This window comes from Pseudomonas sp. MLB6B, assembly GCF_054508135.1.
This window is the reverse complement of the sequence record NZ_CP199313.1, coordinates 2,204,725-2,220,119: the sequence shown is the minus strand read 5'-3', so window position 1 is coordinate 2,220,119 and position 15,395 is coordinate 2,204,725. Positions and strand designations below refer to the sequence as shown.

At 62.8% G+C, this 15,395-nt stretch carries 11 protein-coding genes; all 11 read right to left on the bottom strand.

Annotated features, from left to right (window positions below):
• Positions 1–1,362, bottom strand: coding sequence for a phosphohexomutase domain-containing protein (locus ACSMEV_RS09785; protein WP_459208209.1), 1,362 nt, complete (start codon positions 1,360–1,362; stop codon positions 1–3).
• A 129-nt stretch (positions 1,363–1,491) separates the two neighbouring features.
• A complete protein-coding gene (locus ACSMEV_RS09780) occupies positions 1,492–2,934 on the bottom strand; it encodes a mannose-1-phosphate guanylyltransferase/mannose-6-phosphate isomerase (protein ID WP_459208208.1) in 1,443 nt (480 codons plus the stop codon).
• Positions 2,935–3,185: 251 nt separating this feature from the next.
• Positions 3,186–4,619 carry an MBL fold metallo-hydrolase RNA specificity domain-containing protein gene (locus ACSMEV_RS09775; protein ID WP_459208207.1) on the bottom strand — a complete coding sequence of 478 codons (1,434 nt, stop codon included), beginning with the start codon at positions 4,617–4,619 and terminating at the stop codon, positions 3,186–3,188.
• Between the two features lie 95 nt (positions 4,620–4,714).
• Positions 4,715–4,978, bottom strand: coding sequence for a lipopolysaccharide assembly protein LapA domain-containing protein (locus ACSMEV_RS09770; protein ID WP_459208206.1), 264 nt, complete (start codon positions 4,976–4,978; stop codon positions 4,715–4,717).
• Positions 4,978–5,298 (bottom strand): integration host factor subunit beta, encoded by a 321-nt coding sequence (gene ihfB / locus ACSMEV_RS09765; protein ID WP_459208205.1) that lies wholly within the window; start codon positions 5,296–5,298, stop codon positions 4,978–4,980. The genes ACSMEV_RS09770 and ihfB overlap by 1 nt, the downstream gene beginning before the upstream one ends.
• Before the next feature lie 255 nt (positions 5,299–5,553).
• Entirely contained in the window at positions 5,554–7,230 is a 1,677-nt protein-coding gene (gene rpsA / locus ACSMEV_RS09760; protein WP_296265350.1) for a 30S ribosomal protein S1, read from the bottom strand.
• 124 nt (positions 7,231–7,354) lie between these two features.
• The gene (cmk, locus tag ACSMEV_RS09755; RefSeq protein ID WP_314490592.1) at positions 7,355–8,032 is read right to left on the bottom strand and encodes a (d)CMP kinase; all 678 of its coding nucleotides are present in this window, start codon (positions 8,030–8,032) and stop codon (positions 7,355–7,357) included.
• Positions 8,032–10,272: a bifunctional prephenate dehydrogenase/3-phosphoshikimate 1-carboxyvinyltransferase gene (locus ACSMEV_RS09750; protein ID WP_459208204.1), complete on the bottom strand. Its 2,241-nt coding sequence runs from the start codon at positions 10,270–10,272 to the stop codon at positions 8,032–8,034. Before ACSMEV_RS09750 ends, cmk begins: the two co-directional genes overlap by 1 nt.
• Before the next feature lie 72 nt (positions 10,273–10,344).
• Entirely contained in the window at positions 10,345–11,439 is a 1,095-nt protein-coding gene (pheA, locus tag ACSMEV_RS09745; RefSeq protein WP_313740163.1) for a prephenate dehydratase, read from the bottom strand.
• Positions 11,439–12,524, bottom strand: a complete 1,086-nt coding sequence (serC, locus tag ACSMEV_RS09740) for a 3-phosphoserine/phosphohydroxythreonine transaminase (protein ID WP_459208203.1) — start codon at positions 12,522–12,524, stop codon at positions 11,439–11,441. Before serC ends, pheA begins: the two co-directional genes overlap by 1 nt.
• Positions 12,525–12,592: 68 nt before the next feature.
• Entirely contained in the window at positions 12,593–15,364 is a 2,772-nt protein-coding gene (gyrA, locus tag ACSMEV_RS09735; RefSeq protein WP_459208202.1) for a DNA gyrase subunit A, read from the bottom strand.
• Positions 15,365–15,395 lie beyond the last annotated feature (31 nt).

The window sequence follows — 15,395 nt, the reverse complement described above, 5'->3', positions numbered from 1 at the left end:
TTATCCTTGAATCAGACGTTCGATTTCAGCGACACGCTGGGCCACCAGAGCCTCATCACCGCGGCTTTCGACGTTCAGGCGCAGCAACGGCTCGGTGTTGGAACCGCGCAGGCTGAAGCGCCAGTCGGCGAAGGCCACGCTGATGCCGTCGGTGCGGTCGACCTCCGGGGCCTGGGGCAGGTAGAAGGCCAGGACCTTCTCCACCGACGCCTTGACGTCGTCGACCTGGTAGTTGATCTCGCCACTGCACGGGAATGCCGCGATGCGCTCGTCCACCAGTTGCGCCAAGGTCTTGCCACTGACGCTCATCAGCTCGGCCACCAGCAGCCAAGGAATGTTGCCGCTGTCGCAGTAGGCGAAGTCGCGGAAGTAGTGGTGGGCGCTCATTTCGCCGCCGTATACCGCGTCTTCGGCGCGCATGCGTTCCTTGATGAAGGCGTGTCCGGTCTTGCTTTGGATGGCGTGGCCGCCGGCGGCCTGCACCTGTTCGATGGTGTTCCAGGTCAGGCGCGGGTCGTGGATGATCTTGCTGCCTGGGTGCTTGCGCAGCAGCATCTCGGCCAGCAGGCCGACCAGGTAGTAGCCCTCGATGAAGCGGCCCTGGCCGTCGAAGAAGAAGCAGCGGTCGAAGTCGCCATCCCAGGCCAAACCTAGGTCGGCTTGGCGCTCGAGCACGGCGTTGCGGGTCAGTTCACGATTTTCCGGCAGCAGCGGGTTAGGCACGCCGTTGGGGAATTCGCCATCCGGCTCGCCATTGATGACGTCGATGTGCAACGGCAGGCGTGCCTTGAGCAGTTCGATCACCGGACCTACGGCGCCATTGCCTGGATCGGCCAGGACTTTCAGCGGCTTGAGCGCCGACACGTCGATGTAGGTCAGCAAATGGTCGATGTAGGCGGTCTTGTCGAAGGCCTCGTGGACTTGGCCCTTGCTGGCAGCCACATCGCCCAGTTCGCCGGCTTCGACACGGTCGCGAATGGCGAACAGCCCCGAGTCGCCGCTGATCGGCTTGGAGTGCTCGCGCACCAGCTTCATGCCGTTGTAGCCCTTGGGGTTGTGGCTGGCGGTGATCATGATGCCGCCATCGGCCATAAGGTGGCTGGTGGCGAAGTAGACTTCCTCGGTGCCGCATAGGCCGATGTCCAGCACGTCGGCGCCGGCCTCGGTCAGGCCGCGGGTCAGGGCCTGGGCGAGCATGGGGCTTTCCAGACGCATGTCACGGCCTACGACGTAGCGCTTGCCGCCCAGCTCGGCGACCAGCGCACGGCCGATGCGGTAGGCGACGTCTTCGTTGAGGTCGGCAGGTACTTGCCCACGGATGTCGTAGGCCTTGAAGCAACGGGTCTGGATAGATGGGTGCATGGTTCTCACTTTGACGAGCCGCCCGCAGGCAGCGATCGATGTGTACGCTGGCCGCTTATGCGGCGGCCAATGCTCAACGGCCCGTGATGCTCGAAAGAGCAGCACGGGCCGGGCGGGAGACGCTGGGAGTCAACCGGTGCAACGACCGTAGATGTCCTCGAAACGGACGATGTCGTCTTCGCCGAGGTAGTCGCCGCTCTGCACTTCGATCAGGACCAGGTCGATGACGCCCGGGTTCTCCAGTCGGTGCGTGTGCCCTGCACGAATGAACGTGGATTCATTGGTGTGCAGCATCATCTGCTTGTCGTCGTTGACCACCACGGCAGTACCGCTGACCACGATCCAGTGCTCGCTGCGGTGATGGTGCATCTGCAGCGACAGCGACGCCTTGGGCTTGACCACGATGCGCTTGATCTTGAAGCGGTCACCGTTTTCCAGGGTGGTGTAGGTACCCCAAGGGCGGTGCACGGTGCGGTGCAGCTGGTGCAGGGTATGACCCTTGCTCTTGAGCTGGCCGACGATGTGCTTGACGTCCTGGGCGTGGTCCTTGTGGGCGATCATCACCGCGTCAGGGGTGTCGATCACCAGCAGGTCCTCGACACCGACCAGGGCGGTGAGGCGGTCTTCGCTGTTGACGTAGTTGTTGCGCGAGGCGTGTGCCAGCACTTCACCTTCGAAGCGGTTGCCATCGGCGTCCGCCGGGGTGAGTTCGCTGACGGCGTTCCACGAGCCGATGTCGCTCCAGCCGATGTCGCACGGCACGGTGGCAACGCGCTCGGAGCGCTCCATCAGGGCGTAATCGATGGAAATGTCCGGGACTTGGGCGAAGCTGTCTGGGTCTACGCTCAAGCAGCTGTAGTCTTTGCCCTCGGCCAGACGCGACTGGCGCTTGGCGTGGGCAGCGGCTTCCAGTACGTCTGGCGAATGCTTTTCGAACTCTTCGAGCACCGTGCCGACGCGGAAGCAGAACATGCCGGAGTTCCAGAAGTAGTTGCCGGCGGCCACGTAGGATTCGGCTAGCTCGAGGTTCGGCTTCTCGACGAAACGTGCCACCTTCAGGCCCTGTGGCAGCTCGCCTGCCTGGCCCGCCTCGATGTAACCGAAGCCGGTTTCGGGATACTGGGGTTTGATGCCGAAGGTGACCAACCAGCCATCGCTCGACAGCTCGACCGCTTTGGAAACGGCTTCGGCAAAGGCGGTCTCGTTTTGGATCAGGTGATCGGCGGCCAGTACCAGCATGTGCGCATCGGCGCCATGGCTGTCACGCAGCTGCAAGGCGGCCAGCGCCACGGCGGCTGCCGTATTGCGGCCGAAAGGCTCGAGGATGAAGGCTTGCGCAAGGCCATTCTGTTGAACGCCGCGGTATTCGTCTTCGGTCTTGAACAGCAATTCGCGGTTGGTGACGGTCAGCACTTCCGAGACGCCTGGCAGATTCGAAGCACGCAGGAACGTCTTCTGGATCAGGTTCTGACCATCGGGCAAGGTCATGAATGGCTTGGGGTGGGCCTCACGCGAAACGGGCCACAACCGGCTGCCCACGCCGCCTGACAAAATTACGGGTATCAAGTCCATATCTTATAATCCTGCTAGCCATTGGCATGGCACATAGACGAAACGCAAAGTACTTCAGCAACGGTTTGCCGCTTCGCATCTTTAACGTTCAAGTTTCCTTGTTGATCCAGCTGCTTGGCTCCAAGCGAGCATAGAGGCAGGCACATCCCAGAATTCGAGGGGCACAAGAATATCAGAGAACATTGCTTGAGGCTTGCTCACGGGAGGGGCAATTGGGCTATCCGTTGCTGCGCCTTGGACAGCAATGAGAGTCATTCGATCTGTACGTCGAGTGCTTTTTTTGCATAAATCTCGCGCAGCCGTGTCGCCAGCGCGCGCCGAGCAGGCGGATCGCCATGCACGAGACGGATGCGTGCCGGCCACACGGCCATGCCGGTGACGAAATCGACCAACCCCTGCTGGTCAGCATGTGCCGAGTAGCCCGGCACCGTAAACACCTTGGCGCGAATCTCGTAAGGCTGCCCGTCCAGGTCGATCGATACGAAACCAGCCGCGCCGGCACTGGCCTGCATCACGGCACCAGGGGTGCCTTTGGCTTGAAAACCAACGAACACCACCTCATGCCGAGGATCGCCCAGCATGGCTTTCAGGTACGCTACGATGCGCCCGCCCGAACACATGCCATTGCCGGCAATGACGATCGCAGGCTTGCCCGTGCTCTTGAGATAGTTGACCACCCGCTGGTGCTGGCCGTGGGTATCGATACCGATCAACTGCTCGAAACCCAGCGGCGCCCGCCCCGCCCGCAAACGCTGGCTTGCCTGATCGTTCCAGTGGTCGCTCAGTTCGCGATAGACCTGGGTGATGCGTTGGGCGAGCGGCGAGTCGAGGATGATCGGCAGCTGCGCCCAGTCCAGCACGTCCAGCGGGTCGTCGGAGGGGCGGGCCTGGCCCTGCTGGCGTAGCGCCTTGCGATGCAGGATGTCCTCGAGGTCGAACAGCAGCTCTTGCGTACGCCCTAAACTGAATGCAGGAATCAACACGGTGCCCCGGTCGGCCAGCGCTCGATCGATGATGGCTTCGAGGGCATCGCGACGCTCCCCGCGAGCACCGTGCAGCTTATCGCCATAGGTGCTTTCGAGGACCAGCACATCCGCCCGCTCGGGTGGCTCGACTGGGCGCAGCATGGCGCTATCGCTGGCACCCAGATCCCCTGAAAATACGATTCGAGTACCCTGCTCGCCCGCCGAATCGAGCACGTCGCACTCCACATAGGCCGAGCCGAGTAGATGCCCAGCTCGTCGCAGGCGCACACGACACACCAAGCCCGGACGCTCGACGAGGCTGTGCCAATGATCGAACGGCAAGGGCTGCAAACGCACCTGCACGAATGCCAGGTAACGGGCAATCTCGGTGGGGTCGTTGCTGACGCCCAGCCTATAGGCATCCTCCAACACCAATGGCAGGAGCTTGGCCGACGCTTCGCTACACAGGATCGGCCCTCGATAACCCGCTGCGAACAGCGCAGGCAGGCGACCGACATGATCCAGGTGAACATGGGTAAGCACGACGGCTTCTATACCGGTGACGTCGAACGCGATACCCGGCAGGCCCGGGGCCACATGCGTGCCTTGCTCCAAGCCGCAATCTACAAGCAGGCTGGTGGTGGCATCGAGGTGTAGTTGATGGCAGGAACCGGTGACCGTTTGATCTCCGCCATGATGGGACAGACTGGGATAATGCATGGCAGTTCGCGCTCCGCTAAGACAGGGCGCGGTATTAGGGCAGGAAGGGGATCCAATTGAAATCAGACCCCATTCTTAATTGCGTAGGCGTTTTCTTACTTTCCGGCGAGCGCGGCTTCACGGGCTTGCAGACGAATGCGTCGGCGCGTGCGCAGCACGGCATAACTGCCCAGCAATGGACCGATAGCCAAGCCGACGATTAGCGCGGCCAGGACCGGTACGGCCACCGGCATGGCCGGAGATACCCAGCCAAACAAGCCCAGCGACACTTCATGCTGGTTCTCGAGCACGAAGAACAACACGATCGCTGCCAGCAACAACACCAGCACTGCCACCAGGGCACGTTTGAGATTACGCATCAGGCATTCCTTGCGGCACTCAGGGCTTGCGCCTCGTGCTCATCTTCGTTGACTCGGTCCCGTAGTTCTTTGCCCGGCTTGAAATGCGGGACGAACTTGCCGTCAAGGCTGACCGACTGCCCGGTCTTGGGATTACGCCCTACTCGCGCGGAGCGATAGTGCAGAGAAAAGCTGCCAAAACCACGGATCTCGATACGATCCCCAGTGGCCAGGCATTGCGACATTTGCTCAAGCATGGTCTTGATTGCAAGCTCCACATCCCGAGGCGAGAGCAGCCCCTGGTGGGTAACAATACGTTCGATCAGCTCCGACTTCGTCATGTTTTTCCCTTCGTTATCAAGCAGCTAGATCATTGCTTACTCAGGTTGTAGCACGCTCGGCCGGATTTGAACAGACCGCTTCTTGACTTGAGTGAAAATTTCAAGAACAGCGTTGCGAGCGCCTGCAAACAGACCCGAATCGATAACCAAAGGTTCGCCCTTCAATGCCATATTGGTAATAAAGATCGAGTGCGGACAAAACATGGACCAAAAAAAGGGTGACCGAAGTCACCCTTTTTTCGTACCGAACAGAACTTAGTTCTGTTTAGCCATCGCTTCGCGCAGCAGCGCAGCCATGGTGGTATCGGCAGCGGCTTCCGGAGCGGCTTTCAGGCTCTGGATCGCTTCGCGCTCTTCAGCATCGTCCTTCGATTTGATGGACAGGCTGATGACGCGGGACTTGCGGTCGACGCTGATGATCTTGGCTTCGATCTCTTCGCCTTCTTTCAGAACGTTGCGCGCGTCTTCAACGCGGTCACGGCTGATTTCGGAGGCTTTCAGGGAAGCTTCGATGTCGTCGCCCAGGGTCACGATAGCGCCTTTGGCGTCAACTTCCTTGACGATACCTTTGACGATAGCGCCCTTGTCGTTGACAGCAACGAAGTTGGAGAACGGATCGTCTTCCATCTGCTTGATGCCCAGGGAGATGCGCTCGCGCTCTGGGTCAACCGACAGGATGACGGTTTCCAGCTCGTCGCCCTTCTTGAAGCGACGCACGGCTTCTTCGCCGGCTTCGTTCCAGGAGATGTCGGACAGGTGAACCAGACCGTCGATGCCGCCTTCCAGACCGATGAAGATACCGAAATCGGTGATCGACTTGATGGTGCCGGAGATCTTGTCGCCCTTGTTGAACTGGCCAGAGAAGTCTTCCCATGGGTTCGACTTGCACTGCTTGATGCCCAGGGAGATACGACGACGCTCTTCGTCGATGTCCAGAACCATGACTTCCACTTCGTCGCCAACCTGAACGACTTTCGACGGGTGGATGTTCTTGTTGGTCCAGTCCATTTCCGAAACGTGTACCAGACCTTCGACGCCTTCTTCCAGCTCAGCGAAGCAGCCGTAGTCGGTCAGGTTGGTGACACGCGCGGTCACGCGGGTGCTTTCTGGGTAGCGCGCTTTGATAGCGACCCATGGATCTTCGCCCAGCTGTTTCAGACCCAGCGAAACGCGGTTGCGCTCACGGTCGTACTTCAGGACTTTGACGTCGATCTCGTCACCAACGTTGACGATCTCGGAAGGATGCTTGATGCGCTTCCAGGCCATGTCGGTGATGTGCAGCAGGCCGTCGACGCCGCCCAGGTCCACGAAGGCGCCGTAGTCGGTGAGGTTCTTGACGATACCCTTGACCTGCTGGCCTTCCTGCAGCGATTCCAGCAGCGCTTCGCGCTCTGCACTGTTCTCGGCTTCCAGGACGCTGCGACGGGAAACGACAACGTTGTTGCGCTTCTGGTCCAGCTTGATGACCTTGAATTCCAGCTCTTTGCCTTCGAGGTGGGTGGTGTCGCGCACTGGGCGGACATCGACCAGGGAGCCCGGCAGGAACGCACGGATGCCGTTAACGTCGACAGTGAAGCCGCCTTTAACCTTACCGTTGATAACGCCCTTGACCACTTCTTCGGCAGCGAAAGCAGCTTCCAGAACAATCCAGCACTCGGCGCGCTTGGCTTTTTCACGGGACAGCTTGGTTTCGCCAAAGCCGTCTTCGACCGCGTCCAGCGCAACGTGAACTTCGTCACCGACCTTGATGGTCAGCTCGCCAGCTTCGTTGAAGAACTGCTCGAGCGGGATGACGCCCTCGGACTTCAGGCCAGCGTGAACGGTAACCCAGTCGCCGTCGATGTCGACAACGATACCGGTGATGATTGCACCCGGCTGAAGATTGAGGGTTTTCAGGCTTTCTTCAAAGAGTTCTGCAAAGCTTTCGCTCATTTTCATTCCTGTAGATTTGGGCGAAACAGACGCCCATCGCCACACTCCAGACAATGTGGGTTTCGTTTAGATAAAGAAAAACCGGCAGGACGATGACTGGTGCACCTGACGGCTTTCCTGGTGATCAGGCCAGATCGCGTAGCGCGATCTCGCTTCTGATACGTTGCAGCACCTGGTCGATGGACAACTCGGTAGAGTCCAGCTGTATGGCATCGGCCGCCGGCTTGAGCGGGGCCACTGCACGCTGGGTGTCACGCTCGTCGCGTGCCCGTATCTCATCTAGCAGACTCGACAGACTAACAGCTTCGTTCTTGCCCTTCAACTGCAGGTAACGACGGCGCGCCCGTTCCTCGGCACTGGCCGTGAGGAAAATCTTCAGCGGCGCATCGGGGAACACCACCGTGCCCATGTCCCGACCATCGGCGATCAGCCCCGGCAGCTCGCGGAACGCCCGCTGGCGCTGCAACAGCGCATCGCGCACGGCCGGTAGCGAAGCCACCGCCGAAGCGCCGGCGGCGACCGTTTCGGTGCGGATGACGCCACTGACGTCTTCGCCCTCGAGAATGATCTGCTGCAGCCCGCCCGGCTGGGCCGCCACGAACTGCACGTCCAAGTGGGCCGCCAGAATCTTGAGCGACTCCTCGTTGGTCAGGTCGACGCCATGGTTGGACGCGTTGAATGCGAGCAGACGGTACAGCGCGCCCGAGTCGAGCAGCCGCCAACCCAGCTCGCGCGCCAGCAAACCGGCTACCGTGCCCTTGCCCGAACCGCTCGGGCCGTCGATGGTGATGACCGGGGCGATCACGACTTGCCCTCTTCCGCCACGCGGATGCCGACTTCGGCGCACAGACTGAGGAAGTTGGGGAACGACGTAGCGACGTTGGCACAATCGTGGATGCGGATCGGCGCAGTGGCGCGCAGCGAAGCGACGCTGAAGGCCATGGCGATGCGGTGGTCGCCGTGGCCGTGCACTTCGCCACCGCCGATGCTGCCGCCTTCGATGACGATGCCGTCCGGCGTGGGTTCGCACTTGACGCCCAGAGCGATCAAGCCATCGGCCATCACCTGGATGCGATCCGATTCCTTGACCCGCAGTTCTTCGGCGCCGCGCAGCACCGTGCGTCCTTCGGCGCAGGCCGCCGCCACGAACAGCACCGGGAATTCGTCGATGGCCAGCGGCACCAGCTCTTCAGGAATCTCGATACCCTTGAGCTTGACGCCGCGCACGCGCAGGTCGGCCACCGGCTCGCCGCCGACTTCGCGCTGGTTTTCCAGGGCGATGTCACCGCCCATCAGGCGCAGGATGTCGATCACGCCCGTTCGGGTCGGGTTGATGCCGACATGCTCGAGAACCAGCTCCGAGCCTTCGGCGATGGAAGCCGCCACCAGGAAGAAGGCCGCCGAGGAGATGTCGGCCGGCACTTCGATGCGGGTCGCGCGCAGCGTGCCGCCGGAAGTCAGCGAGGCCACCGGGCCGTTCGAGTCCACCGCATAGCCGAAGCCGCGCAGCATGCGCTCGGTGTGGTCGCGGGTCGGCGCAGGTTCGGTGACGGTGGTGCGGCCCTGTGCATACAAGCCGGCCAGCAGCAGGCAGGATTTGACCTGCGCGCTGGCCATCGGCAGCGTGTAGTCCAGCGCCTTGAGGGTTTGCCCGCCGCGAATGGTCAGTGGCGGACGCCCCTCCGGGCCGGTCTCGACCACTGCACCCATCTCGCGCAACGGGTTGGCCACACGGTTCATCGGACGCTTGGACAGCGAGGCGTCGCCGGTCATGGTCACGTCAAACGGCTGGGCGGCCAGCAGCCCGGACAGCAGGCGCATGGAGGTGCCGGAGTTGCCCAGATAGATCGGCCCGGGCGGCGGCTTGAGACCGTGCAGGCCGACGCCGTGGATGGTCACGCGGCCATGGTGCGGGCCTTCGATGACTACGCCCATGTCACGGAAGGCCTGCAGCGTCGCCAAGGCGTCTTCGCCCTCGAGGAAGCCTTCGACCTCGGTCGTGCCTTCGGCCAGCGAGCCGAGCATGATCGAGCGGTGGGAAATGGATTTGTCGCCCGGTACGCGGATACGCCCGGACAGGCGGCCACCCGGTTGGGCCAGGAAGATCAGGTCGTTGGCGTTCATAGCGTCCACATAGGCCCGGCGGGCCAGGATTGTACTGAAATGTTCGCGGGCGACCTTGGCGCGGGTGAATACACCCAGCAGCTGGTGCCCATCCCCAGCATCGACCGCGTCGCGCAAGGCGTCGAGATCGCTGCGAAATGTGTCCAATGTGCGCAGGACGGCCTCGCGGTTGGCGAGGAAGATGTCGTGCCACATGATCGGATCGCTGCCTGCGATCCGGGTGAAATCACGGAAACCGCCTGCCGCATAGCGGAAGATCTCCAGGTTTTCATTCCGTTTGGCCAACGAATCGACCAGACCGAACGCCAGCAGATGCGGCAAATGGCTGGTGGCCGCCAGCACTTCGTCGTGGCGTTCCACGGTCATGTGCTCGACGTCCGCCTCCAGCACGCGCCATAGCCGATCGACCACCTGCAGGGCATCATGCTCGGTGTTCGCCAGGGGCGTGAGGATGACCTTGTGGCGGCGGAACAGCGCCGCGTTCGACGCCTCCACGCCGCTCTGCTCGGAGCCGGCGATGGGGTGGCCCGGCACGAAACGCGCCAGGCGCTCGCCCAAGACCCGCTGCGCTTCGCGCACCACGTTGCCCTTGGCGCTGCCGACGTCGGTGATCACCGCCCGGCCCAGGTCAAGCGTAGCCAGCACGGCCAGCACCTTTTCCATGGCCAGGATCGGCACCGCCAACTGGATCACGTCGGCACCGACGCAGGCCAGCGCCAGATCGGCTTCGCAGCGATCCACCACGCCCAAAGCGACCGCCTGACGACGTGACTCGGCGTCGAGATCGACACCCACCACTTCCCGGCATACGCCGCTTTCGCGCAAACCTTTGGCGAACGAGCCACCGATCAGGCCGAGGCCGACGACGACCAACCGACCGACGATCGGGTCCGCTGCTTTCACTACCACTTCAACCACGCGTGCACATCCTGTTCCGTACGGCCATCGAGGCCCCTTGCTGGCCGGCGCTCATGGGCCGGCCCTGCGCTTTCACAGCACGGCCTTCGGATAAGAGCCCAGCACCTTCAAGCCCACCGCCTCTTGGCTGATGGTTTCCAGCACGGCCTTGATCAGCGGATCGCGGTGGTGGCCGACGAAATCGATGAAGAACACGTACGTCCACTTGCCGCTGCGCGAAGGGCGCGTCTCGATGCGCGTCAGGTCGATGCCGTTCTCGTGGAACGGCACCAGCAGTTCGTGCAGCGCGCCGGGCTTGTTGCTCATGGAGACGATGATCGAAGTCTTGTCGTCGCCGGTCGGCGGCACTTCCTGGTTGCCGATCATCAAGAAGCGCGTGGAGTTGTCCGGGCGGTCCTCGATCTTTTCGGCCAGACGGCTCAGCCCGTACAGGTTGGCCGCCATCTCACCGGCGATCGCCGCAGAGTTCCATTCGCCCTTGACGCGCTTGGCCGCTTCGGCGTTGCTCGACACGGCGATGCGCTCGACGTTCGGGTAATGCGCGTCCAGCCATTTGCGGCACTGGGCCAGGGACTGGGCATGGGAGTAGATGCGCGTGATGCTGTCGGTCTTGGTGTTCTCGCCCACCAGCAGGTGATGGTGGATGCGCAGCTCGACTTCGCCGCAGATGACCATGTCGTGTTCGAGGAAGCTGTCGAGGGTATGGCTGACGGCGCCTTCGGTGGAGTTTTCCACCGGCACCACCCCGAAGTTGACCGCACCGGCGGCCACTTCGCGGAACACCTCGTCGATGGCCGCCATGGGTCGGCTAATCACCGCGTGACCGAAGTGCTTCATGGCCGCGGCCTGGGTGAAGGTGCCTTCTGGGCCGAGGTAGGCCACTTTCAGCGGTTCTTCCAAGGCCAGGCAGGAGGACATGATTTCACGGAACAGCCGGGCCATTTCTTCGTTACCCAGTGGCCCAGGATTGCGCTCCATCACGCGCTTGAGCACCGCCGCCTCGCGCTCGGGACGGTAGAACACCGGCTGCTCGCCCTCGGCGAGGCTGGCGGTCTTGACCCGGGCGACTTCCTGGGCACAGCGGGCGCGGTCGCTGATCAGCTCGAGGATCTTTTCGTCGAGGCTGTCGATGCGCACCCGCAGCGCCTTGAGTTCGTGCTCGGACATCAGGCGTGCTCCTTCTCGAACTCGGCCATGTAGGCCACCAGCGCCTCGACCGCTTCCAGGCCCAGGGCGTTGTAGATCGAAGCGCGCATGCCGCCCACCGAACGATGGCCCTTGAGGTTGAGCAGGCCACGGGCGTCGGCGCCGGCCAGGAAGGCCTTGTCCAGACGCTCGTCGGCCAGGCGGAACGGAACGTTCATCCAGGAACGGGCGTTGTGGGCGATGGGGTTGCTGTAGAACGCGCTGGTGTCGATGAAGCCGTACAGGCGGTCTTTCTTGGCCCGGTTGCGCTGCTCCATGGCCTGGACGCCGCCCTGCTCCTTCAGCCACTCGAAGACCAGACCCGAGAGGTACCAGGCATAGGTGGCCGGGGTGTTGTACATCGAGCCGTTGTCGGCCGATATCTTGTAGTCGAGCATGGTCGGGCAGCTGCTGCGGGCACGGCCGAGCAGGTCTTCACGCACGATCACCACGACCAGGCCGCTAGGGCCGATGTTCTTCTGCGCGCCGGCATAGATCAGGCCGTACTGCGACACGTCGATCGCACGGGAGAGGATGTCGGACGACATGTCGACCACCAGCGGCACGTCGCCGGTCGCCGGCACCCAGTCGAACTGCAGGCCGCCGATGGTTTCGTTGGAGGCGTAGTGCACGTAGGCCGCATCGGGCGTCAGCTGCCACTCGTTCTGGCCGGGGATGGCCAGGTAATCGTAGGGCTTGGCAGTGGCCGCGACGTTGACGTTGCCGAAGCGGCGCGCTTCGTCGATGGCTTTTTTCGACCAGATGCCGGTTTCAACGTAATCTGCCGTGCCGTTCTCCGGCAGCAGGTTCAGTGGAATTTCGGCGAATTGCTGGCTGGCGCCGCCCTGAAGGAACAGCACCTTGTAGTTCGAGGGGATGGACAGCAGATCGCGCAGGTCTTGCTCGGCCTTTTCCGCGATGGCGACGTAGTCGTCGCTGCGGTGGCTCATCTCCATCACCGACAGGCCTTTGCCATGCCAGTCGAGCATTTCCGACTGGGCACGCTGCAGGACGGCGTCAGGAAGCGCAGCAGGGCCTGCGCAGAAGTTAAAGGCTCGTTTGCTCACATCCACTCTCGCTCTGCTCTGGTCAGTCAACGGGGCGACCTTTGTCGCCCCGTCGGGTTTGCTACACGTTATTCCTGGCCGGGCTCTTCGGCAGCCGCCTGGCCGTCTTCGTCCTGGCCCTCGGGCGCCGATGGCTCGAGCCCTTCTTCGTCCAGCTCGATCAGCTCGTCCAAGTCTTCGGAAGGCTCCTGGATGCGCTCCAGGCCCACCAGGGTCTCGTCGCTGGCCAGCTTGATGAGGGTCACGCCCTGGGTGTTGCGGCTCAGGCTCGACACTTCGCCGACGCGGGTACGCACCAGGGTGCCCTGGTCGGAGATGAGCATGATTTCCTCGCCTTCGTGTACCTGAATAGCGCCGATGAGGTTGCCGTTGCGCCCTTTGGTGCCCATGGCGATGACGCCCTGGCCACCGCGGCCGCGACGCGGGAACTTGGACAGCGGGGTGCGCTTGCCGAAGCCGCGCTCGGAGGCGGTGAGAATCTGCGCGCCGGACTCGGGGATCAGCATCGAAATGACTTCATGCCCTTTCGGCAGGCGCATACCGCGCACGCCACGGGCGCTACGGCCCATCTGCCGCACCACGCCTTCGGCGAAGCGGATCACCTTGCCGGCGCTGGAGAACATCATGACTTCTTTAGCACCGTCAGTGATGGCTGCAGCGATCAGGGTGTCGCCTTCCTTGAGCTTGACGGCGATCAGGCCGCTGCTGCGCGGACGGGCGAACTGGGCCAGGGGCGTCTTCTTGACCGTACCGAGGGCGGTGGCCATGAAGATGAACGCGCCAGTCGGCTCGGCCACCAGTTCGGCGGTGTCGCCGTCTTCTTCGTCGACTTCTTCGGGCTCGATGACTTCGCCTTCGAGCACGGTGTCGTCGCCCTCTTCCAGCTCTTCGTCCGGGTCGGCCTGCTGTTGCAGGGCCTCGAGGTCGATCTGCAGCATCGCGGTGATGCGCTCACCCTCTTCGAGCGGCAGCAGGTTGACCATCGGCCGGCCGCGCGCGGCGCGCGAGGCTTCGGGGATGTCGTAGGTCTTGAGCCAGTACACCTTGCCCTTACTGGAGAACAGCAACAGGGTGGCATGGCTGTTGGCGACCAGCAGATGCTCGATGTAGTCCTCGTCCTTCACGCCGGTCGCCGACTTGCCCTTGCCGCCACGGCGCTGGGCCTGATAGGCGGTGAGCGGTTGGGTCTTGGCGTAGCCACCGTGGGAGATGGTCACCACGCGCTCTTCTTCCGGGATCATGTCGCCGTAGTTGAGGTCGTGGCGGGCGTCGAGGATTTCCGTGCGGCGCACGTCGCCGTATTCGGCGCGGATGGCCTCGAGCTCTTCGCGGATCACTTCCATCAGGCGCTGGGCGCTGCTGAGGATGCGGATCAGCTCGCCGATCTGGGCGAGGATCTCCTGGTACTCGGCCAGCAGCTTCTCGTGCTCCAGGCCGGTCAGGCGGTGCAGGCGCAGGTCGAGGATGGCCTGGGCCTGTTCCGGCGACAGCCAGTACTTGCCTTCGTGCAGGCCGTACTGCTCGGGCAGGTCTTCGGGGCGGCACGACTCGGCGCCGGCACGCTCGACCATGACCTGCACGGCCGAGGATTCCCACGGCGTGGAGACCAGCGCTTCCTTGGCTTCCGACGGGGTCGGCGAGGCCTTGATCAGCGCGATCACCGGATCGATGTTGGACAGCGCGACCGCCTGGCCTTCGAGGATGTGGCCGCGCTCGCGGGCCTTGCGCAGCTCGAAGACGGTACGCCGGGTCACCACTTCACGGCGGTGGCGGACGAAGGCTTCGAGCAGGTCCTTGAGGTTGAGCAGGCGCGGACGGCCGTCGATCAGGGCGACGATGTTGATGCCGAACACGCTTTGCAGCTGGGTCTGCGAGTAGAGGTTGTTGAGCACCACCTCCGGCACCTCGCCGCGACGCAGCTCGATGACGATGCGCATGCCGTCCTTGTCGGACTCGTCGCGCAGCTCGGTGATGCCTTCGAGCTTCTTCTCCTTGACCAGCTCGGCGATCTTCTCGATCAGACGCGCCTTGTTCAGCTGGTAGGGCAGCTCGGTGATGACGATCTGCTGACGGCCACCGACCTTGTCGATGTCTTCGAAGCTGGAGCGTGCGCGCATGTAGATGCGCCCGCGACCGGTGCGGTAGGCCTCGATGATGCCCTGGCGACCGTTGATCTGCCCTGCGGTGGGGAAGTCCGGACCCGGGATGAACTGCATCAGCTCATCGACCGTGATCTCGGAATTGTCGATCAGCGCCAGGCAGCCGTCGATGACTTCGCCCAGGTTGTGCGGCGGAATGTTGGTGGCCATGCCCACGGCGATGCCGCTGGAGCCGTTGACCAACAGATTGGGGATGCGCGTGGGCATGACCGCCGGGATCTGCTCGGTGCCGTCGTAGTTGGGCACCCAGTCGACGGTTTCCTTGTGCAGGTCGGCCAGCAGCTCGTGGGCCAGCTTGGACATGCGCACTTCGGTGTATCGCATGGCTGCGGCGTTGTCGCCGTCGACCGAACCGAAGTTGCCCTGGCCGTCGACCAGCAGGTAGCGCAGCGAGAATGGCTGGGCCATGCGCACGATGGTGTCGTACACGGCGGTGTCGCCGTGGGGGTGGTACTTACCGATGACGTCACCGACCACACGGGCGGATTTCTTGTACGGTTTGTTCCAGTCGTTGCCCAGCTCGCTCATCGCAAACAGAACGCGGCGATGCACGGGCTTCAAGCCGTCACGCGCATCGGGCAGCGCTCGCCCGACAATCACGCTCATCGCGTAGTCGAGGTAAGACTGTCTCAGTTCGTCTTCGATATTGACCGGGAGGATTTCTTTGGCCAGTTCGCCCATGAGAAGCCTGATTCCTTTTTCTGGTGAAACT